General features: G+C 39.7%; 18 protein-coding genes. 9 read left to right on the forward strand and 9 right to left on the reverse strand.

Annotated elements, in window-relative coordinates; all coding sequences use genetic code 11:
* Positions 1-4: 4 nt before the first annotated feature.
* The 6 genes from coaE to H4J41_RS06370 form a co-directional block, all read right to left on the reverse strand.
* Positions 5-634 (reverse strand): dephospho-CoA kinase, encoded by a 630-nt coding sequence (gene coaE / locus H4J41_RS06345; RefSeq protein WP_182136584.1) that lies wholly within the window; start codon positions 632-634, stop codon positions 5-7.
* Positions 635-767: 133 nt separating this feature from the next.
* Positions 768-1,649, reverse strand: coding sequence for a prepilin peptidase (locus H4J41_RS06350; RefSeq protein WP_404842472.1), 882 nt, complete (start codon positions 1,647-1,649; stop codon positions 768-770).
* A gap of 139 nt (positions 1,650-1,788) precedes the next feature.
* On the reverse strand, positions 1,789-3,045 hold the full coding sequence (locus H4J41_RS06355; RefSeq protein ID WP_182136583.1) for a type II secretion system F family protein: 1,257 nt from the start codon (positions 3,043-3,045) through the stop codon (positions 1,789-1,791).
* Between the two features lie 284 nt (positions 3,046-3,329).
* Entirely contained in the window at positions 3,330-5,036 is a 1,707-nt protein-coding gene (gene pilB, locus H4J41_RS06360; RefSeq protein WP_182136582.1) for a type IV-A pilus assembly ATPase PilB, read from the reverse strand.
* Between the two features lie 114 nt (positions 5,037-5,150).
* On the reverse strand, positions 5,151-5,582 hold the full coding sequence (locus tag H4J41_RS06365) for a prepilin-type N-terminal cleavage/methylation domain-containing protein (protein ID WP_182136581.1): 432 nt from the start codon (positions 5,580-5,582) through the stop codon (positions 5,151-5,153).
* A gap of 108 nt (positions 5,583-5,690) precedes the next feature.
* Positions 5,691-6,119 carry a prepilin-type N-terminal cleavage/methylation domain-containing protein gene (locus H4J41_RS06370; RefSeq protein ID WP_220461000.1) on the reverse strand — a complete coding sequence of 143 codons (429 nt, stop codon included), beginning with the start codon at positions 6,117-6,119 and terminating at the stop codon, positions 5,691-5,693.
* Between the two features lie 729 nt (positions 6,120-6,848).
* Between H4J41_RS06370 and H4J41_RS06375 the strand changes: the two genes are divergently transcribed.
* On the forward strand, positions 6,849-9,092 hold the full coding sequence (locus H4J41_RS06375; RefSeq protein ID WP_182136580.1) for a YjbH domain-containing protein: 2,244 nt from the start codon (positions 6,849-6,851) through the stop codon (positions 9,090-9,092).
* Between the two features lie 127 nt (positions 9,093-9,219).
* On the opposite strand, the gene H4J41_RS06380 is transcribed toward H4J41_RS06375, so the two are convergent.
* Positions 9,220-9,402, reverse strand: a complete 183-nt coding sequence (locus tag H4J41_RS06380) for a hypothetical protein (RefSeq protein ID WP_182136579.1) — start codon at positions 9,400-9,402, stop codon at positions 9,220-9,222.
* A gap of 517 nt (positions 9,403-9,919) precedes the next feature.
* Between H4J41_RS06380 and H4J41_RS06385 the strand changes: the two genes are divergently transcribed.
* A complete protein-coding gene (locus H4J41_RS06385) occupies positions 9,920-11,509 on the forward strand; it encodes a hypothetical protein (RefSeq protein WP_182136578.1) in 1,590 nt (529 codons plus the stop codon).
* A 320-nt stretch (positions 11,510-11,829) separates the two neighbouring features.
* On the opposite strand, the gene H4J41_RS06390 is transcribed toward H4J41_RS06385, so the two are convergent.
* Positions 11,830-12,300, reverse strand: a complete 471-nt coding sequence (locus H4J41_RS06390; protein ID WP_182136577.1) for an Lrp/AsnC family transcriptional regulator — start codon at positions 12,298-12,300, stop codon at positions 11,830-11,832.
* 258 nt (positions 12,301-12,558) lie between these two features.
* Between H4J41_RS06390 and nhaA the strand changes: the two genes are divergently transcribed.
* The 5 genes from nhaA to H4J41_RS06415 all read left to right on the forward strand — a co-directional run bounded on the left by nhaA (position 12,559) and on the right by H4J41_RS06415 (position 17,064).
* Positions 12,559-13,764, forward strand: coding sequence for a Na+/H+ antiporter NhaA (gene nhaA / locus H4J41_RS06395; RefSeq protein WP_182136576.1), 1,206 nt, complete (start codon positions 12,559-12,561; stop codon positions 13,762-13,764).
* 42 nt (positions 13,765-13,806) lie between these two features.
* Entirely contained in the window at positions 13,807-14,676 is an 870-nt protein-coding gene (locus H4J41_RS06400) for a prohibitin family protein (protein ID WP_182136575.1), read from the forward strand.
* A 202-nt stretch (positions 14,677-14,878) separates the two neighbouring features.
* Positions 14,879-15,466: an elongation factor P hydroxylase gene (locus H4J41_RS06405; RefSeq protein WP_182136710.1), complete on the forward strand. Its 588-nt coding sequence runs from the start codon at positions 14,879-14,881 to the stop codon at positions 15,464-15,466.
* Between the two features lie 96 nt (positions 15,467-15,562).
* Positions 15,563-16,708: an ATP-NAD kinase family protein gene (locus tag H4J41_RS06410; protein WP_182136574.1), complete on the forward strand. Its 1,146-nt coding sequence runs from the start codon at positions 15,563-15,565 to the stop codon at positions 16,706-16,708.
* 83 nt (positions 16,709-16,791) lie between these two features.
* Positions 16,792-17,064, forward strand: a complete 273-nt coding sequence (locus tag H4J41_RS06415) for a YfcL family protein (RefSeq protein ID WP_182136573.1) — start codon at positions 16,792-16,794, stop codon at positions 17,062-17,064.
* A 104-nt stretch (positions 17,065-17,168) separates the two neighbouring features.
* On the opposite strand, the gene mnmC is transcribed toward H4J41_RS06415, so the two are convergent.
* On the reverse strand, positions 17,169-19,184 hold the full coding sequence (gene mnmC / locus H4J41_RS06420; protein ID WP_310649803.1) for a bifunctional tRNA (5-methylaminomethyl-2-thiouridine)(34)-methyltransferase MnmD/FAD-dependent 5-carboxymethylaminomethyl-2-thiouridine(34) oxidoreductase MnmC: 2,016 nt from the start codon (positions 19,182-19,184) through the stop codon (positions 17,169-17,171).
* A gap of 171 nt (positions 19,185-19,355) precedes the next feature.
* On the opposite strand from mnmC, the gene fabB reads away from it, so the two are divergent.
* Both fabB and H4J41_RS06430 read left to right on the forward strand, forming a co-directional pair.
* Positions 19,356-20,567: a beta-ketoacyl-ACP synthase I gene (fabB, locus tag H4J41_RS06425; RefSeq protein ID WP_182136572.1), complete on the forward strand. Its 1,212-nt coding sequence runs from the start codon at positions 19,356-19,358 to the stop codon at positions 20,565-20,567.
* 576 nt (positions 20,568-21,143) lie between these two features.
* Positions 21,144-21,494: a 5-carboxymethyl-2-hydroxymuconate Delta-isomerase gene (locus H4J41_RS06430; protein WP_182137024.1), complete on the forward strand. Its 351-nt coding sequence runs from the start codon at positions 21,144-21,146 to the stop codon at positions 21,492-21,494.
* The last annotated feature ends 21 nt before the right edge of the window (positions 21,495-21,515 follow it).

Raw genomic sequence — 21,515 nt, forward strand, 5'->3', positions numbered from 1 at the left:
AGGCTTACTTATCAAGGCTAGAGTGGAAAGTGCTAGCAGATAATAACCGGTATTTTTTATCTAAAACTATCACCTGTTGGCGAATATCTTCAAGACTTTTATGCTGATTATTGATGATGTCATCAGCAAAGCTTAGGCGTTGTTCACTTGGCATTTGGCTCGCTATAATACGCTTGATTTCTGCCGCTGAACTTGGATCACGCGCTAAGGTGCGTTCAACTTGGCTTGCTTCGTCAACATTAACCACTAAAACGCGGTTGACCATTTTATGTAAATTATTTTCTAGTAGTAAAGGCGCCACTAGTAGGCAATAGCTGCTTTTGGCCTGCGCTATTTGGCTGACTATTTCTGCTCGAATTAACGGGTGTAATAAATTATTTAACCAAACTTTATCTTGAGGCTGACTAAAAATGCGGCTGCGCAGTTTAGCTCGGTTAAGTTCGCCATTATCAGCAATATAGTCAGTGCCGAAATACGCTTTAATCGCTAATAGTGCTTTACTGCCAGGCTGTACAACAATACGGGCGGCAATATCTGCATCGATAATGTCAATGTTTAACTCGGCGAAAATATCACTGACGGTGGTTTTGCCACTGCCAATACCACCGGTTAAGCCTACAATAAATTCAGACATAAATAATTCCTGTTTAAGCTTTAAGTTTGAAGCTGTCAGCTATCAGTGTCACCTAACCGTCTAGAGGCGATTGTTTTTACTGAAAGCTTCTTTTACTGACAGCTGACAGCTTTTTTCTGTCTTCGAACGCTTGTTAAGTCAATGTACTTAAATACCACAACCAAATGCCATTACCCCATAGTAGCGTTATCCAACCTGCAACCGCTAAATAGGGGCCAAAGGGAATCACTTGCTCTCGCTGGTGATTTTTAAATACCATTAGGCTAATGCCAATAACAGCGCCAACAGCTGAGGCCATTAAAATCAGTAAGGGTAATAACTGCCAGCCTAACCAAGCACCAAAAAGCGCCACCAGTTTAAAATCGCCATGGCCCATGCCTTCTCTGCCGGTCATTAACTTAAATAACCAAAATATACTAAACAAGCTCAAGTAACCGGCCACTGCGCCAATAACCGCTTCGTTTAATGGCACAATACTGCCATTAATGTTAACCAATAGCCCTAGCCATATTAATGGTAGCGTTATTTGATCAGGTAATAGCATGTGATCAAAATCAATTAAGGTTAAACAAATTAAGCCCCAAGTTAATATTAATAGCATGAGTGTGGTGAAGGTAACGCCATAATTTGCGGCAATAACCACACTTAATAGCGCAGTTGTTAATTCAACTAACGGATAACGCAGCGCTATTTTTTTCTGACATTGACTGCATTTACCGCGTAAAAGTAACCAACTTATGACAGGAATGTTTTCGTAAAAACGAATTTTATGTTGGCAAGAAGGGCAGCTAGAGCTTGGCGTTGACAGGGTAATAGTCGCTTCTACAGGCTTGACGGGTTTAGCAAGTTCATCAGCTAAAAACTCACGACATTCTCTTTTCCAACCTTGTTCTAGTATTTGAGGTAAGCGATAAATAACCACATTTAAAAAGCTCCCTATCAGTAATGAAAAAACGATGACAACACCATAGAAAAATGCGGGTGAGTTGGTCATTAGTGTAATAAAGTCAGTCAAAAGAATAAGCCTCAAAATGTAGGTGATTCATGTTAGTGGGTTCGATTAAATAATGCCAAGTGAACAAAAAAACGATGACAAGCATGGCTTTAATTTTATCGAGTTAAGTCAAGGTATATAGCTAGTGTTTTAAGATAACTTATACCACCATACCAATTTGAAAAATAGGCAAATACATGGCAATAATTAAGCCCCCGATAACCACACCTAGCACCGCCATAATCATAGGTTCAAGCAGTGTGGTTAAATTGTCCACCGCATTGTCAACTTCTTGCTCATAAACCGTAGCCACTTTCGCCAGCATATCGTCAACTGAGCCAGACTCTTCACCAATGGCGACCATTTGCACCACCATATCAGGAAAAATAGCACAATTGCGCATGGCTAAGTTCATTTGCATACCTGAGGTTACTTCAGCGCGAATTTCTAAAATAGCCTCACGAAATACCGCATTACCTGAGGCGCCAGCAGCAGACTCTAACGCATCGGGTAAAGGTACACCAGCGGCAAAGGTGGTTGATAAGGTTCTGGCATAACGAGCAACAGCTGCTTTTTTTAGCACACTACCAATAACAGGAATTTTTAATATTTTTCTATCAACGCTATCGCGAAATGTCAGGCTATTGGTATGGGCTTTTTTAAAGAAGTAACTACCAATAAATAGTCCGGCAAGACCAAAATACCAATAGGCTTGCATAAATTCTGATATCGCAATAACTAGTAACGTAAAGCCGGGTAGTTCTGCACCAAAACTAGCGAAAATGTCTTGGAATACCGGCACCACAAAAATTAATAAAACTGAGGTAACAATAAAGGCGATAACTAAAACAGAAATAGGATAAGTCATGGCTTTTTTGATTTTTGCTTTTAGTGCTTCTGCCTTTTCTTTATAGGTCGCAATACGTTCATAGATAGTTTCAAGTGAACCAGATTGTTCGCCTGAGTTAACTAAATCACAATATAAGTCATCAAAATATTTTGGGTGCTCACGCAAGCACTCAGACAGTGGGATACCCGACTGTAATTTGTGACCTATAGTGGCGAGTAATTTTTGCATATTGCCATTGTTGTGGCCAGAGCCGATCATTTCAATGGTTTGCACTAAGGGTACGCCAGCCGATAACATGGTGGCAATTTGGCGAGTAAGCACCGCAATATCAACCGGCATGATTTTTTTATCGCCGCCCATACCAAATAAAGGTTTAGCTTTTTTGCTGATTTTACCTGGGGTTATACCTTGTTTACGGAGCTGGGCTTTAAGCTCTAAGATACTGGTGGCATTAAGCTCACCATTGATTTTTTTACCTTTGCGGTTTAGCCCTTGCCATTTATAAACATCAAGCGCTTTAACTTTAGTTTTTTTGTTTTTTACTTTTACTGTTGAAGAAACAGCCATGGGCTTAACCTAATTTTTTTATTGTTTAGTTATGGTCTAGTTATGGTCTAGTTATTACCTAGCTATGGTTAAGCTTATTGCTAGCCATAGCGCTAGGTTAATTTTTATGATTGTTATAGTTATAGTCACATTGAGCTTATCGCTATTGGCTACACTTGGCAATTTTTAGCTAGGGATCGCAGGTTAGCGAACAGCATCTATTGGCTAAGGGGGTAATAAATAACGCTAAGCGTTTTCAAACAACGAGTAATATTATAATGTTAAGTGGCGTAGCAGTAAAATGCTTAGGCGTTGGTTACCCGATTAACTTCTTCTAAACTGGTTACCCCTAAAGCGGCTTTTTCTAACCCTGACTGGCGTAAATTATTGTAGCCTTCACGTTGGCATTGGGCGGCAATATCTAAGGAGTTAGCGCCGTTCATAATTAAGTTCGCGGTAATGTCACTAATTTTTATCACTTCATAGATACCCACACGACCTTTATAGCCGCCGGTACAAAAATCGCAACCCATGGGTTTAAATAATTTTATCTCGCTAACTTGCTCAGGTAAAAAACCTTGAGCGAGCAGTTCACTTTCAGGTATGTGCTCTTCTGTTTTGCATTGGGTACATAATCGTCGAGCCAATCGCTGAGCGATAATAATGGTGACTGAACTGGCAACGTTGTATGACGGTACACCCATATTTAATAAACGGGTTAAGGTTTCTGCTGCTGAGTTAGTATGTAATGTTGATAAGACTAAGTGGCCGGTTTGCGCGGCTTTAATGGCAATTTCTGCGGTTTCTAAATCACGAATCTCACCGACCATAACAATGTCGGGATCTTGGCGTAAAAATGAGCGTAATGCGCTGGGAAAGGTTAAACCGGCGCGGGTATTAATTTGTACTTGGTTAACGCCTTCAAGGTTAATTTCAACGGGATCTTCGGCGGTAGAGATATTTCGCTCTTCGGTATTTAAAATATTTAAGCCGGTATAAAGTGAAACCGTTTTACCTGAGCCGGTTGGCCCAGTGACTAAAATCATACCCTGTGGTTGTGCTAAGGCGTCCATATAAATTTGCTTTTGCTTGGGCGCATAGCCCAGCATGTCGATGCCTAACATGGCACTTGACGAGTCAAGAATACGCATAACCACTTTCTCGCCCCACATGGTGGGCAGGGTACTGACACGAAAATCAATCGACTTCTTTTTAGATAAGGCTAATTTAATACGGCCATCTTGTGGCACACGACGTTCAGCAATATCTAACTTTGACATCACCTTTAAACGTGCAGCCATTCGCGCAGCTAGTGATACTGGAGGCCTAGCCACCTCGTTTAAAATACCGTCAATACGAAAACGAATGCGGTAAGATTTTTCATAAGGTTCAAAATGTAAATCTGACGCACCTTTGCGAATGGCGTCGAGTAGTATTTTATTGATATAGACCACAATGGGCGCATCTTCTTTATCGCCAAGACCAATGTTTTCTTCTTCTTTTCGCTCTTCTTGAACACCCATGCCAGCTAGTTCTTTCGCGTCGATATCAGAAATATCTAGCGCATCACTGTCGGCTTCTAATAGTTTTTCAATGCAATTGCTTAAAGCGGTTTCGTTGGCAATTACTAACTCGGTCGCATAGCCGGTATTAAACTGAATTTCTTCTAGGGCATCAAGGTTAGTGGGATCAGACATGGCAACAAATAACACTTTGCCACGTAAATATAACGGCAGGGCGTTGTGTTTACGGATCAGTTTTTCGTTACGTATCCCCTCAGGAATTATCGAGGTATCAAAATGGTCTAAGTCGATTAATGGACAACCAAAACTACGCGATAAGGTGCTAGCAATGTCTTTAGCGTTAATCTCTTTGTCTTCAACTAAATAGCGCAAAAAAGGCTTGTTCTGCCGAATAAAGTCAGCACTAATTTTCCCTGCTTTTTCAGTAGGAACAACGTTATGCTTAGATAGCGCAGATAGTAGGCTAGATTGTTGATGTAGTCCTTTCATAGGTTTCTTAATAAAACTCAGTTAATACATGTAGTTAGTCGTATAAGGTATATGTACGTTACACGGCTAACTATAAATATGGTATGTATGAAATAACAGTAAAATTATTTAATGTTAACAGTAACTTTTGATTAAACATGTTCCACCTTGTTCCCACTTGACAGGGCTTGTTATTCCGTTTGCCTTTAAAGTATAGGTAGTACCCTGAAGAGAAGAACCATCGCTTTTCCAAGTAATTGTAATTATGGCGTTACTGACTGTTGAACCATGCTTATTTGCAGTAGCCATAACATCTACCGGTATACCAAAAGCTCCGCCCTTAAGTGCGGCTGTATTCATAGGGCTTTTTGTTTGAACCGCGACTTCAACAGCTGATTTAATTGAAGTTGTTGCTAATATGGCTTCTGAAAATTTTGAACGATCGAAATAAGTTTGATATGCGGGCAATGCTACTGCAGCCAGTATTCCAACAATAGCCACCACAATCATCAACTCTATGAGCGTGAAGCCTGATGAACTACTAAATTTTTCATGTTTATTATTCATTAATTTGCCACAGTAGCGTAATTTTAACAAAATCTTAAAATAAAAAAAGAGCTCTAATGAGCTCTTTTTTTAATATACTGAGCATTGTAGATTAAAATACTTTCGCTCTTAACAGTACCCATTCTCTAAGCAAGAACCGCCTTGCGTCCAAACTACCGGCGCAGTAACACCATTTGGTGTTAATGAGTAAGTAATGCCATCAAGCTTAGTACCGTCATCCTTCCATGTGATAGTGATTACACCAGCGATTACCTTTGAGCCATGAACTGCTGTAGTGGCAGTTATATCCGTTGGAATACCAAGTTTTCCGCCTACTAATTTTGATAATTCTTCAGGGCTTTTAGTTTGTATTGCCACTTCAAGTGCTGATTTTAGAGGTGTTGCAGCCAGTACAGCTTCAGAAAATTTGGCTCTATCTGTATATGTTTGATAAGCCGGCAAAGCCACTGCGGCTAAAATACCTATGATCGCAACAACGATCATTAATTCAATTAGGGTAAAACCTTGTGCTTTTTTGATTGTATTTAGTTTTTTCATTATTAATTCCATATCTGATTATATTCGCTAAATTTATATTGCGGTAAAAAAGACTAAATGTAAATTACTTGTGAAATTTTTTTTAAAATACTTGTCTTTTTAAGGCTAGATGACTAATTTATACGCTATTTAATAACTTATAAATATATTTTTAAGCTATCAGCTATCAGCTATCAGCTATCAGTTTTGAGCTTTCAGTAAGACATTAAGCCAAGTTCGTGTTTGCTTTACTCTAGGTGTGGTTTTATAGCGTGTGCACTGTCTGAAAAAGACTATGTATAAGAAGAGGTTATGAGGGCGCTGTGCTTTATAGGTGTAATAGAAGATATGCTAATGCTTTTTCATTAACTTTTCATTTAGCCTTATTTATTTCTTATGGTGACAATGGGTTTTAATTAAAGTCATCATCAATAGGCTCTGGGCTTTAGAGGGCATTAATTGCTTTCGGTTTGATAAAGATATTGTGCTAACAAGTGTAGAAAAGCTTTTTTTTAGCCTCGGCACTATTAATTTATTTCTATTTGTCATTAATATAATTTAAGCTGTTCATGCTAACCACCTTGAAAAACAGTGTTAATAACGTTTGCCTATTCAAAGTGTAGTAAATACTCACATTAGTAGTGAGTGAATAATGGATTGATGTTGTGTTAATGCCGCACTAATGACGCATTTATGTCGCATTGACAATCACTAAAATAAAAGAGTTAACACGGATTTATGACTATCACTATGACTAAATTAAATACAGTATTTTTGGGCGGTTTAGTTGCTTTAAGCGCGCCTATTATGGCGGCAGATAAGTTAAATAGCTTTCAATCGTTAAACGGCTATACCGGGCTAATAAATACGCCCTCAGCACAGGCGCAGGCTAAAGGCACGGTTGATATTGGCTATAATAACCAGCTTGATTTTCGTGGTAATAAATATATAGATGGTCATAACTTTATATTTAGTGCTGGGTTATTTAAGGGCTTTGAGGTTAGCGGGCAAATTGCTGCTAATTCAATGAACGATAATTTTTTTTATAGCGAGGGAAAAGGTCAGACGAGGGACTTGTCGTTTAATGCGAAGTATCAACTTCCGTTTATTCCTAATGATTGGTTTAGTTTAGCATTAGGGGGTAAAGATATTGGTGGCGCTGCGAATAATTACGCAACTTATTATGCGGTGGCCTCTAAACAAATATGGGATTTTAGATTTTCTGCGGGTATTGCAACCAGCGAGCGTTTAACTGGGCAAATGGATGGGGTATTTGCCGGTGTTGAGTGGCAATTATTTGATTGGTTTAGCCTACAGGTAGAGCATGATGGTGAGGCAGAAAATGCCGCGGCTCGCATTACCTTACCCAAAAAATGGCTGTTTGATGTAGGTACATTGACCTTAACCAGTCGCTTTTATAGTAATAGCGCTTATGATGAACAGGGCACCTATTGGGGCCTTAACCTTACCATACCCTTGTTTGATGACTATGATCAGCCAACAGTTAACAGCAAAAGCGCAGCACAAGTACAGCGAAATCACGCGGCGCCAACATATGGTGTAAAACAAAATAAACCGCCAGGGTTTTCTTCTTTTGCTCCCAGGGCTGCTGCACCTGTACCTTTAGTGGCTCCTGCACCTGTAACAACTACTGCGGCATCAAAGAACACGCCTAGCCGCAATACCATGAAAGTTGCAGCACAGGCTACGGCTCTCCAGATAACGGCAGCTGATACCGCTTTAAATACTCTTACCTTAAATAAATTGACCTTAAATAAACTGACCTTAAATACCCAAGCATTCTCGCTAAAAGCGGCACTGGCTGCCGATGGCTTTGAAAACATACTGGTAGGTTATAACCAACAAAAGCAGTTGATTATTCAGTTTGAAAATCCGGTGTTTAACCGTAACGATATTGATGCTTTTGGTTTAGTCCTTGGCCGTATCGCTGAACATGTAACTGAGCCGGGTGTTGAGTTTAATGTTCAGCTGGCAAAATACGATACGCCATTAATGAGTATACTTGGGCAAGTTGATAATTACCGCGCCTTTATTAACGGCCAGCAAAACCCAGACTTAGCTATACACCAAGGTGTAACGGCTATCCCTAAAGGGGTAACTTGGGTTGGGCTTACACGAGCAAACTCGCCTTACTTTAAACCCCGGGTGACCATTAGCCCAGCACTAACAAACACTTATGCTACCGAGTTGGGTGTTATTGATTTTTCGTTAGCGCTTCGCGCTGATATTGATTTACCCTTATGGCAAGGGGGCGGTGTAAGTGTTAGCGGCCAAGTACATGTTGCTAACTCTGACGACTTTGAAAAAACCGCCCCATTTAAACGTTATCGTGAGCATACCGGGGTTGACCGTGCGGTGTTTTATCAAACATTTGCTTTACCTTTTGGTTTATACAACCAAACTCAAGTAGGTTACTTTCAAGAAACTTACGATTACAGCGGTATTATTAATGAAACCGCTTGGTTAAGCCCTGCAGGGCGCCACAAGGTAAGTGCTAATGTAGGCTACTTTGTATATCAAAACTATAATGGTAACCGCGACTATAAAACGATGTCGTATCAATATAACTGGGTAGAGCAGAATATTACTTTTCATGCCACGGCCGGTGAGTTTTGGAGTACCGATACCGGCGCTAAACTAGAAAGCCGTTTTTGGTTTGGTGATAGTTACATTGGCCTGTTTTACGAAAATACCAGCGCGCAAAAAGCCGGGGTGTCTATCAGTATTCCGCTAACCTCACGTAAAGATATGGCCGTTACCCGATATGGTCAAATAAAGGGTAAAGAAGCATGGCGCCATACGGCGAGTACGCAAATAGGCAAGTCGCATAACCGCTTGGTATTTAACCAGGGCTACACCCCAGGCACTGCCATTAGCTTAGATCGTAGTTTTTTCAATCAAGGCCGCATGTCGAGCGATTATATTTATGCTAATTTAGCCCGATTGAAAAATGCTTATATGGAGTATAAGTAAAAGAAGGGCAGAGATCTTTTGGTTGAAGTTTACCGTAGGGGCGAATTTATTCGCCTTGGTACCAACCAAATATAAAACACAGGTGATTGGCAAATTGTTCGGCCAATAAAGGCGACTAAAGTCGCCCCTACGTTTTTAAAGACATTTTTTGGTTGCGGCCTGCTGTAGGGGCGAATTCATTCGCCGTGGCACCAACCTCAATATAAAACACAGGTATTGGCCAGTTGTTCAGCCAATAAAGGCGACTAAAGTCGCCCCTACGTTTTTTAACGACATTTTTGGTTGCGGCCACCTGTAGGGGCGAATTCATTCGCCGTGGCACCAACCTAAATATAAAACACAGGTGTTGGCCAGTTGTTCAGCCAATAAAGGCGACTAAAGTCGCCCCTACGTTTTTAAAGACGTTTTTTGGTTGTGGCACCTGTAGGGGCGAATTTATTCGCCTTGGCACTAACCTCAATATAAAACACAGGTATTGGCCAGTTGTTCAGCCAATAAAGGCGACTGAAGTCGCCCCTACGTTTTTAAATGCGTTTTTTGGTTGCGGCCACTTGTAGGGGCGAATTTATTCGCCTTGGAACAAAGTTAAATATAAACACTGGTATTGGTAAATTGTTCAGCTGATAAAGGCGACTGAAGTCGCCCCTACGTTTTTTAAAGCAGTTTAAAGACAGTTTAAAGCTATAATCTTTTAGCTTTTAGCAAAAAATTAACAAGCTCTATGTTTAACCACGGGATACAACAAGGTACAATTAAGCAGCATTAAAAATCAACACAATGACGCAGTATTAAAAACAACACAATGATGGAATCAAAAAGGACTCTCTATGTTTACTAACAAAAAATCACTATTAGCTTTATCAGTAGCATCTGCTATTGCATTATCAGGTTGCTTTAGCGACAAAAAAGGTGCTGATGCGCCACCACCGGTTGAGCCGCCACCAGCAGTCATCGTTCAGCCAGAAGCGCCAGTGGCATTAGCTCCTGTTGCAAATGTTAACGTTATTGATGCCGAAAGTGCTGACCTTGTTGCTGCTAATATTTCATTTTTCGAAAATGGTACAGCGTCAACAAACGTAGTTGATATTGATGGTAATGTTACTGCTACTATTGACTCTACCGATGGTAGCTTTACTTTTCAGCTGAAAAGTGGTGCTAGTGTTTCAGAAGTAACGGCTATTGTTACCGCTGATACTTATATTACTAAAAGCTATGTTATTGAGCTTGAAGACTTAAGCGAAGGTAACTTAGATCTGCAATTGAAGCTGATCTCAAAAGACACAGCGGGTGTTGCAACTACTGAAGTAACTGCGTCTGTAGCAGGTGGAGCTACTCCAGATGAAATTACTGGCGGTGTAGCCGATGGTAAAGCAGCAGCAAATGTAACGGTTGCTGCGGGCACTATATTACAAGATGCCGATGGCAATGCAATTCCTGGTGACTCTGTCTCATTAGCGATAGTTACTGCAGATACTAGTACATCTTCTGGTACAGCAATTACGCCAGAAGGCTTAAATGCTGCTGAGTCAGCTACAACGCTTACACCTGTAAGTGTTGCAAGCATAGTAATGGTTGATAATACTGGCGTTAAGATTAAGAAATTTTCTCAGCCAATTACTATTGAAATGGCACTACCTGAAGATAAAGGTTTTACTACAGGTGATGAGCTAACATTGCTTTCGCAAAACGAAGATACGGGTGTGTGGACAACTGAAACTCAAAAATTAGTTGTGGGTGACCTAGTTACAGCAGAAAACTATTACAATGCTAGTTTTGCAACTGATCACTTAACTACTTTTGCGGGTGTTACAGTAAGCGATACTTGTTCTGTACCAGTGCGTATTTTAACTACGGGTGATGCAATACCTGCTGATGGTTTGTATGTTGATATTTCATCAGCTAGCGTTAATTTTTCTAAAAAGCTTAAAGCGAATAATCCAATACTAGTAAAACTAAACAAGTTATCTAAAAGAGGTATTGCTACAGATACTACAGCGAATTTAGTGATTACTGATAGCAGTGACACAGTATGGTTTGAAACAACGTCAGAAGTTGCCTTATGTGGTGATATTCCGGTAGTATTAGATGGCCCAGCTGTTGTTAATGAAACTCTTTCGTTAGTAGCGCAGTGTAGTAACGATACCAGCTTAACTGTAGGTGCTTCTGGCGCGTTAGTTAAATATAGCTTAGGTAATAAGTCTAAAAAAGTGGCTAAAGACGAGGGTGAGGGTACTTACGCTCTAAGAAACCTTCTTGACGGTTCAACTTATAACGTAAGCGTTACCTATAAAGGTAGCCTTGCAGACTTAGGTACTAAAACGTATACAATTACTGCAGATGGCACTGACGAAACACAAACAGAGTCTATTGTTTGTGATACTGCAACAGGTGGTACAGGTGCTACAGGTGGTTCATAGTAGACTTTACTGCTAACTAGTAAGTACTGTAGGGTGTATGACCCGTCCTAGTATGGGACAGTAACCCTAAATAAAAAAGCCGCAGCAATGCGGCTTTTTTTTATTAGATTTTTACCCAAGTAACTGCCCATGCACGCAATACCACGAGTAGATGATTTTGAAAGTGTGGTACTGTTTCTGTGGTACTGTTTCAGAGTAAGGCGTTTGGTTATAGCAGCGTCTAAAAAAATCTCAATAACAGCGAGTTTTACACACTATATTGACGAGTAAACTAAACAATTGCTGAGACTTAATGCTTTGGGGTTTTTGATAATAAGATATTACTCATCATCAAAAATGGGTAATACGCCACTGCGACTATGCTCAAAAATAAGTGAAGTTTCTACTGTGGTGACTTCTTCGCGAGAAGTAATGGCATTGAAGACAAATTGACGTAAGTGTTCACTATCTTTTACAGACATGTGAATAAAGTAATCATAGCTTCCACCCATGTGATATAAGCTGACAATTTCAGGTAGCTTAAGTAGATCATCTCTCAGTTTATTCACAATTAACTCTGAATACGGTTGTAACTTTATTGCCGCTATCGCTTCAATGTTGCCGCCAATACTCTTGAAGTTGATATCAATAAAAGCGTTATTGATTACGCCATTATTTTTCATGCGTTTAACACGCTCTAAACAAGTTGAGGGCGCTATACCTATCTGTGATGCTAACTCTTTGTTAGTAATATCAGCGTCTTTATAAAGCAAGGTGAGAATACGTAAATCTATATCATCAAGTTTTTTCATTTATACAATTAGCCTTTGGGAGAACATTTACTGGATTTTATTTTTATCAATTTACATATTACACTTATTAAATCCAATATTACCAGCGAACTGACTATAAAGATGAATTATTTTCGATATTTTTGCATCTTTCCGAATTATTGTCATTAATTTCTACCGATGTAAATTAAAACTATTACAAATTAACACCTTAACAAATTTGTAAAAATCCGCCATGTGACATATTATGTCATGTCGACAATTAATTGATGAGAACAAATGATTATTAAAAGTGTTAATGATTTCTTAAAGCTTGAAGCTGCCAGTGGCATTATATTAATGTTAGCTGCAGTTGCGGCGATGATTATCGCCAATTCGCCGTTTATGGTCTACTACGACATGCTGTTGAGCATTCCCGTTCAAGTGGCTGTTGGCAGTTTTGAAATAGCTAAGCCACTATTATTGTGGATAAATGACGGCCTAATGGCGTTGTTCTTCTTTCTTGTGGGTTTAGAGCTTAAACGAGAATTTATAGAAGGAGATTTATCACAACCAGGACAAGTGACATTGCCGGCCATAGGTGCTTTAGGCGGAATGTTGATACCCGCTTTATGCTATGTCGCCTTTAATTATAATGATCCAGATGCGATTAATGGTTGGGCAATTCCAACCGCTACTGATATTGCTTTTGCCTTAGGAATTTTGTCAATTATCGGTAGTAAGGTACCGTTACAACTCAAAGTGTTTTTAACCTCGTTAGCCATATTTGACGATTTAGGCGCGATTATCGTTATAGCTTTATTCTATACTGATCAACTTTCATTATTATCCTTAGTTGTTGCCGCCAGTATTATTGCTATTTTATTTACGATGAATAAACGTGGCGTCACCAATACCGCACCTTATATTTTCTTAGGTGTTGTACTTTGGATAGCGGTATTAAAGTCAGGTGTACATGCGACATTAGCCGGTGTTGTGTTAGCCTTTTTTATTCCTATTAAAGGTAAAGAAAATGAGCCATCGCCGCTTAAGTCTTTAGAGTATAATTTGCATTCGCTAGTTGCCTTTATTATCTTACCGGTATTTGCTTTTGCCAATGCGGGAATAAGCTTTGCGGGTGTTGGTATTGAGCAAGTGATGGCACCTGTACCCTTAGGCATTATTGTCGGCTTGGTTGTTGGCAAGCAACTTGGGGTATTTGGTTTTTGTTTTATTGCTATAAAGTTGGGTTGGGCAAAAATGCCCGCTAAGGTTAATTGGCGTTTGCTTTATGGCGCGGCAATATTATGTGGTGTGGGCTTTACCATGAGCTTATTTATTGGCTCTTTAGCTTTCGAGCAAGGTAATGGCGTTAACCTTATGTTTCAAGATAGGTTAGGTATTGTGATTGGTTCATTGATATCAGGTATTTTTGGTTACATCATTATTAAAGGTGGTGTTGACCGTGCTGAAGAAAGTGAAGAAAGTGACGATATAAAAGAATAAATGCAGATAATAAATTCTATACAAAATAAAAAAGGTTTACTCATGAAAATAGAACAATTTAATATCCCAGTAAAATCGCTTGTCGTTGTTGCCGCCGTTGTTGTTGCTGGCATTGGATCTGTGTATACGGTTAACGAAGGTCATATCGGCATTGTAAAACGCTTTAGTGAAGCAAAAGAGCAGGTAAATCCGGGTCTACATTTTAAAGTACCTTTTATTGATAGCGTTGAAGAAATAGAAGTGCGAACCCGTAAAAATGAAGAAAAAATGGCCTCAAGTACCAAAGAGCAAATGCCGGTAACTATTAGTGTATCAGTGAACTGGACCGTTGATAAAGCCGCGGCATTGGAGTTATTTAGACAATATGGCGGCTTGTCACAATTTGAAAACCGAATTTTAGATCCCCGTTTTAGATCAGCGACAAAAGATGTTATTCCACAATATGACGCAGAAAAGCTTATTCAAGACAGAGCGGGTGCGATTCAAGCGATTGAAGCTAACTTCATTGAAGAAATGAAAGAATTTCCGGTTACTGTCGACAATATTCAAATTGAAAATATTCAACTTCCGGCGAAGTATTTAACCTCAATTGAAACTAAACAAACCGAGAAAAATTTAGCTGACGCAGAAAAGCACAAGTTAGCCAGACAGAACCTTGAAGCACAGCGTGATGTAAATACGGCGAAAGCGAAAGCGGATGGTATTAAATTAGTCGCGATTGCCGAAGCTGAGTCTATTCGAATTAAAGGTTTGGCAGAAGCCGAGGCTATCACGGCTAAAGCGAAAGCATTGGGTAATAATCCGTTAATTGTGAAACTGACTGAAGCGCAAAATTGGGATGGTAAATTACCTGCAACTATTTTAGGTAGCAGTAATATGCCGATTTTAGATATGAGAAGCACTAAAGATTAGGCTAAGCCAGTGTAGACTTTAGCTTAAGCCCGATTAGGTACTTAACGGCTGGAGTGATTTTTTTTAAAACGGCGATGTAATAATCGTCGTTTTTAGTTAGAATAAGCTTAACTTTAAAATGCCATAGCGGTTAGCACTCGCTAGGTATTTCAGTATATTTACCTAAACAAGTTCTTTCATGTCAGAGCCTATGTCCAAGCCTATGTCAATACTGTCCGCTGATGAAGTCGCTATCAAAAAAAATTCACATCACTATCAAGATTTGATCCAGTTATTCGATACCAGTTTCTATAATTTGTATAATACGCGATTAGTTAAAGGTGGCGATGAGCCTATTTATATGCCGAATAATGAGCAATGTGATTTTAATCAGATTATTTTTGCTCATGGCTATTACGCTAGCGCCTTACATGAGATTTCTCATTGGTGCTTGGCAGGGGCTTCGCGGCGATTATTAGAAGACTTTGGCTATTGGTATATTCCTGATGGTCGTGATCAAAGCCAACAACAAGCATTTGAGCAAGTAGAGATTAAACCGCAGGCGATTGAATGGGCGTTATGTGTCGCTACAGGAAAAGCCTTTGATGTTTCTAGTGATAATCTGCTGGGTAACGGCGAAACTGACCGAGTGGCGTTTAAAGCTAAGGTGTACCAACAAGTGCTTGCCTATCTTGAATACGGTTTTCCAAACGATGCAGCAAGATTTATTATCGCTTTAACAAATTATTATCAAACGCCTTGGCCTTTAGTCTCTGAGCATTTTAAATTTTCAGACCATGAATATTTTTGAAAGTAATGTTATTAAAAGTAATGTCATTAAAATTAAAATCCTCAGCAGAACACGTGTCTTTGAAATAAATGTACGGAAAATTTATGAGATTAATTAATGAAACAATTTAAGTTAGGCTTAGTCATTAATCCTATTGCGGGTATTGGTGGTAGTGTGGCATTAAAAGGTAGCGACGGTATTGGCATTGCGGAACAAGCGATTGCGCTTGGCGCTACGGCAAAGTCAAACAGTAGGGCATCGCTGGCGTTAGAAATATTGCTCCCTTACAAAGAAAATATCATTATTTATACCGCTGCTGGCGATATGGGCGAGCATACAGCTAAAGCGTTAGGCTTTAACACTCAAGTGGTATATAAAGTTGAAAATAGGCTTGAAGATAGGCTTACCACAGAGCTTGATACTGAGCAGGCAGTCACCGCATTAATCACTAAAGATATTGATTTACTGTTATTTGCTGGCGGTGATGGCACTGCACGTAATGTGTGCCATATTGTTGAAGACAAGTTTCCAGTATTGGGCATTCCAGCCGGTTGCAAAATTCATTCAGGTGTTTATGCTATTACGCCTAAAGCCGCTGGGCGAGTGGTCGAATTGATGATAACGAATCAATTAGTGAGCTTAACCGATGCTGACGTTATGGATATTGATGAAAGTTTATTTCGCCAAGGCATAGTAAAAGCAAAGCGCTTTGGAGAAATGCAAGTACCATCAGAGTTACGTTATATTCAAGCGGTTAAATCGGGTGGTATAGAGTCAGACGAGTTGGTGTTACAAGATATTGCTGCGGATGTTATCGCTAAAATGGATGACGAGCTATTTATTATTGGCTCAGGCTCTACCACGGCTTTTGTTATGGAAGAGTTGGCGCTTGAAAATACTTTACTGGGCGTCGATGCGATAAGCGAGCAAGCCTTAATCGCTAGTGATTTGACTGAACCTCAGCTTTGGCAGTTAATTCAGCCTTATGCACAAGGTAAAGTTAAACTGCTTATTACCTTAATTGGTGGTCAAGGTCATATATTTGGCCGCGGTAATCAACAATTGAGTCCACGTGTTATTCGCGCTATAGGTAAAGAAAATATTATTATTATCGCAACAAAAGCAAAATTGAATGCGCTGCAAGCTAGGCCTTTAATTGCTGACACCGGCGACAGCGAACTCGATATGGTTTTGTCAGGCTATTTGGCGGTTATCACAGGTTATAATGATCAAGTATTATACCCGGTTGCTAGCCCGCAATAATAAATAGCTCTCCTGAACAAACGTTAAATATATTAAAAGTAGACGCAGTTGAAAAACGAGTCTACATGAATTTGGAATTAAGTATGCAATTTGAAAACCTTACTGCGTTATATCACTTTTTAGATGAACAAGTTACACAAGATGTCAGCGGCGATGATTTATTTGCCGGGAGTTATTTAAGAGGATTTATTAGTTTAGCGGGCAGTGAATATGGCGATGAGTCACAAGTGTTAACGCAAGCGTTAGCGATAAATATTAGTGAGAAGTTACAAGTTGCTCGTACTGAGCTTACGCCACAAGATCACCAAATTGTACAAGATTATTGGCTAGGATTAAAAACGGCTTTTACAGCGTAAGTTTACAACGTAAGTTTTACAGCGTAAGTTTTATTACCGTCAGTTTGAAAAAAGCAGCTTTCATTTTGAATTAGCTGCTTTTTTTTAGATTTAAGTCGAGAAACTCAATCGAATTTACGACGAATAATGTCTCGAATAACAAAGCGATTTGGCGCCAGGTTAAATAACTGTTCATTATTTAGTGGATAGGGTGTACCACAAATATCAGCGGTTAAAATATCGGCCAATAAAGGCGCGGTACAAAGTCCTCGCGCCCCTAATCCAGTTAACATATAAAGATTTTCAATCACGGGTGCTTGTTGATTATAGCGCCAACGTTTATCTTTACTTAAGTGCGGGAATTGCTGCTTATGGCCAGCAATGTCAGGCATAGCACCTACCATTGGCAAGTGATCCGGCGTCATACAACGTAAGCGCGCTTTGCTACTGAAAATATCTCTACTTTGCCATTGTGTTAAACCCGGTAAGCATTTATCTAGCATAGCAAGATTAAATTGGTCTTCTTCGGCTTTGTTGTCGATATCAAAGCTGTGCTTTTGAAACGTTGCTCCGATGCAGTGTAGGTTTTTATTCGCCGGTGTTAAATAACCTTTATGGCAAATAACGGTCGCTAGTTTGGCAATTTTTTCATTACTGGTCATGTTACTGACCTGGCCACGTACAGACGTGAAGGGTAATTGCTCAATCAGGTTCAAGGGTATGCCTTGGGCGCCGCCACAATAGATAATAACATTGGCTGGATAATTATCCGTATCACTGTGTAGTAACCATTTACCTTGAGCTTGTTGGCTAATTTCATTAATTTTACAACCGGTTTCAATGCGCAAGCGATGACTTAACTCAGCTGCCTTAAATATTTGCTTTACCAGTTGAGCAGGTGCTATCCAGCCCGCTTTAGGAAAGAATAGCCCGCCATGATCAAGGGCTATGTCTGCTAATGCGCTAGCTTGGTTTTTATCAACACTATGAATTAAACTTTTTGGCCAAACACTAGAGCCTGCTATATGTTGCTGACGCAATGCTAAAGCGGGTTTATAGGATATTTCTAACAGGCCGCACCAGTCGTGATCAAAGTGAAACCCTTGCTCACTAATACTTTTATAATAAGTGAGTGCTTGCTCAAAAGCTTGTTGATAAAATAGGCTAATATCATCGGCTTTTTGATGAATAAGTGGGTATAGTGCGGCAATATTATTACTCGATGCGCCTTGAGCAACACTGAAGTCTTGGCAATATACTGTTACTTTAACCCCAGCTTTTGTTAAGGCATAGGCGGCACATGCTGACGCTATACCACCCCCGATAATACTGACATGTTGCGGTTTGTTCACTATAGGGCGTTGCTGATAACCTTTGCCTGAAAGAGGATTTTGCTGAAACACCGCGCTAAGCATTTCATTTTTTTTACCTATAGCAGGGCGTTTTTCAACCCGAAAACCGGCAGCAACAAGTTGGCGTTTAACTTCTCCTGATACCGTAAAGGTGGCTAACGTTGCTTGCTCCTTTGATAAGCGTGTGATTTGCTTAAAAAGCGCTTCGTGCCACATTTCAGGGTTTTTGGCGGGTGAAAAACCATCAAGGAACCAAGCGTCAACCTGTGTGGAAGTATGCACTTTTTTCTCGTTTCCCAGCTGAGCTAAACCTTGTGTGGCATCGTTAAATATTAGCTGGAGTGTGACTGAGCCCTCAAGAAAACTTAGCGTAATATCTTTATCAAAACCTTCAGGGTATTGTGTAATAAGTTGTTGACTGTATTCTTTAAGTTGCGGAAAAATCGCTAACGATTGTGCCAGTTGCTGTTTTGATAAGGGATATTTTTCGACACTAATAAAGTGCAAAGCACTCACTTTAGCTGGCGCTGTATTTTGCTGGTGAGCGGTTGATTTTATTTGGTCAAATACCGCTAGGGTCAATAAAAAATTTAATCCCGTACCAAAACCCGTTTCAGCAATGACAAATTTTTCTGGGTACTGGGCTAGTCTTGCTTTAAGATTATTGCCATCAATAAAAATACATTCACTTTGGCTAGTACCATGGTTGCTATCAAAATAAATATCTTCAAACTGGCTTGAATAAGGTGAACCGTCACCCTCAAAGGTAATTTTTGTTTGAACAATCACAATATTAACGTCTTCCGTTGGAGGTGAAAAAAGGTTATTTTATCTAGTATTACAAAATACTGTCATAAAATGAAAAAAATTCAGTGTACAAGTGTACGCTGGACAGACCAGTATAGGGGGCAAAAGTATGTATGATACGCCCAGATTTTTTAATTGAATATGGTTATTAATATGAAACGTGTAGTTATCACCGGATTAGGTATTGTATCAAGTATTGGTAATGATACAGAAGAAGTATTAGCGTCGTTAAAAACAGGGCGTTCAGGTATTACCCGTTCTGAAAGTTTTGCTGAAATGGGTTTGCGTAGTCAAGTTTGGGGCAAGCCTGACATTGAAGTAAAAGACCACATTGACCGTAAAGCCTTACGCTTTATGGGTGAAGCTTCAGCTTTTGCTTACATAGCCATGGATCAAGCGATTAAAGATTCAAAATTAACACCAGATCAAGTCTCAAACTTCCGCACAGGTATTGTGGCGGGCTCTGGTGGTGCTTCTTCAGAAAACGTCGTTAAATCAGCAGACACACTGCGTGAAAAAGGCGTTAAACGTGTTGGGCCTTACGCGGTACCAAAAACCATGTCGAGCACCATTTCTGCCTGTTTGGCAACACCGTTTAAAATTTTAGGCGTTAACTATTCAATTAGTTCGGCTTGTGCTACCAGTGCCCATTGTATTGGTCACGCGGCTGAGCTTATTCAACTAGGTAAGCAAGATGTAGTATTTGCCGGTGGCGGTGAAGAAGTTCATTGGTCATTAGCTATGATGTTTGACGGCATGGGCGCGTTATCTTCTAAATACAATGATACACCTGAGCTAGCTTCACGTACCTATGATGCAGACCGTGACGGTTTTGTTATTTCAGGTGGCGGCGGTATGGTTGTTGTTGAAGAGCTTGAGCACGCTTTAGCGCGTGGCGCGCATATTTACGCTGAGATTGTTGGCTACGGTGCAACATCAGACGGCTTTGATATGGTGGCACCAAGTGGTGAAGGCGCTATTCGTTGTATGCAACAAGCTATGCAGGGTGTTGACGCGAAAGTTGATTATTTAAATACCCATGGCACCTCTACGCCAGTAGGTGATGTTAAAGAGCTTGGTGCGATTCAAGCGGTATTTGGTGATGATTCTCCAGCCATTAGTGCCACTAAAGCCATGACAGGTCATGCTTTGGGTGCCGCTGGTGTTCATGAAGCGATTTTTTCATTATTGATGATGGAACATAGCTTTGTTGCGCCATCTATTAATATCAATACCTTAGATGAAAAAGCTGAAGGCTTAGACATAGTTACTGAAAAGCGTGACATGGAGCTGAACTTAGTGATGTCAAACAGCTTTGGTTTTGGTGGCACAAACGCCACACTGGTTATGCAAAAGTATAAATAAAACCGCATTAATTGGCTTTTAGCCCAAACTGTTTATCAAGCCGCTAATTTTAGCGGCTTTTTTATATTCAGGACAATGGCATGGTGCGATCACCTGACCGCTCTTAGACATCCTGTCTTTTAGGTATGAGTACATCTTTGTATGTCGAAGAATAATTATACCAATTTCATTAATTAGGTGGTCTACTTTATACGCAGGAAAAATGGCCAAATATAAGGCATTTATTTAATAACTAGTTGTTCTAATTATTAAATAAATAACGCAGTAGTGGGTTATTTTAACCAGTAAAAATGATCAGATAATTAGTGAGATTGGTATTCGCTTTTATGATTGCGAAAAAAGCTAAGTAAGGACATCCAAGGCTGCGGAGCATTAATAGATTTAGGTCATTACTCCGACACTATTCCTACATTAGGCTAATGACCTAGATCTAGGTCAGCATATATAGCTTGCTAACATATACTTAAGCCTAAAGTATTAGAAAATTGGCTAAATAACCTAGCCATCGATATTCTTTTTAGCTTAGATTTTCGTTACAATAGCCATCTTGTCTGTTATTAATTGTGTCTGCCTATTATGCCTCATTGTATTGTTGAGTATTCTGCAAAAATTATCGAAAGTTTACCCGTAGAACAGCTAATGCATGCTGTTTATAAAGGTGTAAACCAAAGTGAATTATTTACGGCAGCTGATATTAAAGTTCGAGCATGTGCTTATGATGACTTTTATCTGCCGGGTGCTGAGCAAGTCTTTGTCCATGTCAATTTAAAAATATTATCAGGGCGTGATTTATCACAGCGTAAAAAACTGACTGAAAGTGTTAGCAATCAACTTGAACGCTTGGGTATTGAAGAGGCGGTAATTACGGTTGAAGTAACAAAAATTGAAAAAGAAAGTTATATTAAGAAAGTCACATTAACGGCGTAAACCCTGTCGTCATACTTTTAT

The organism is Colwellia sp. MB3u-45 (genome assembly GCF_014077005.1).
Lineage (GTDB): Bacteria > Pseudomonadota > Gammaproteobacteria > Enterobacterales > Alteromonadaceae > Cognaticolwellia.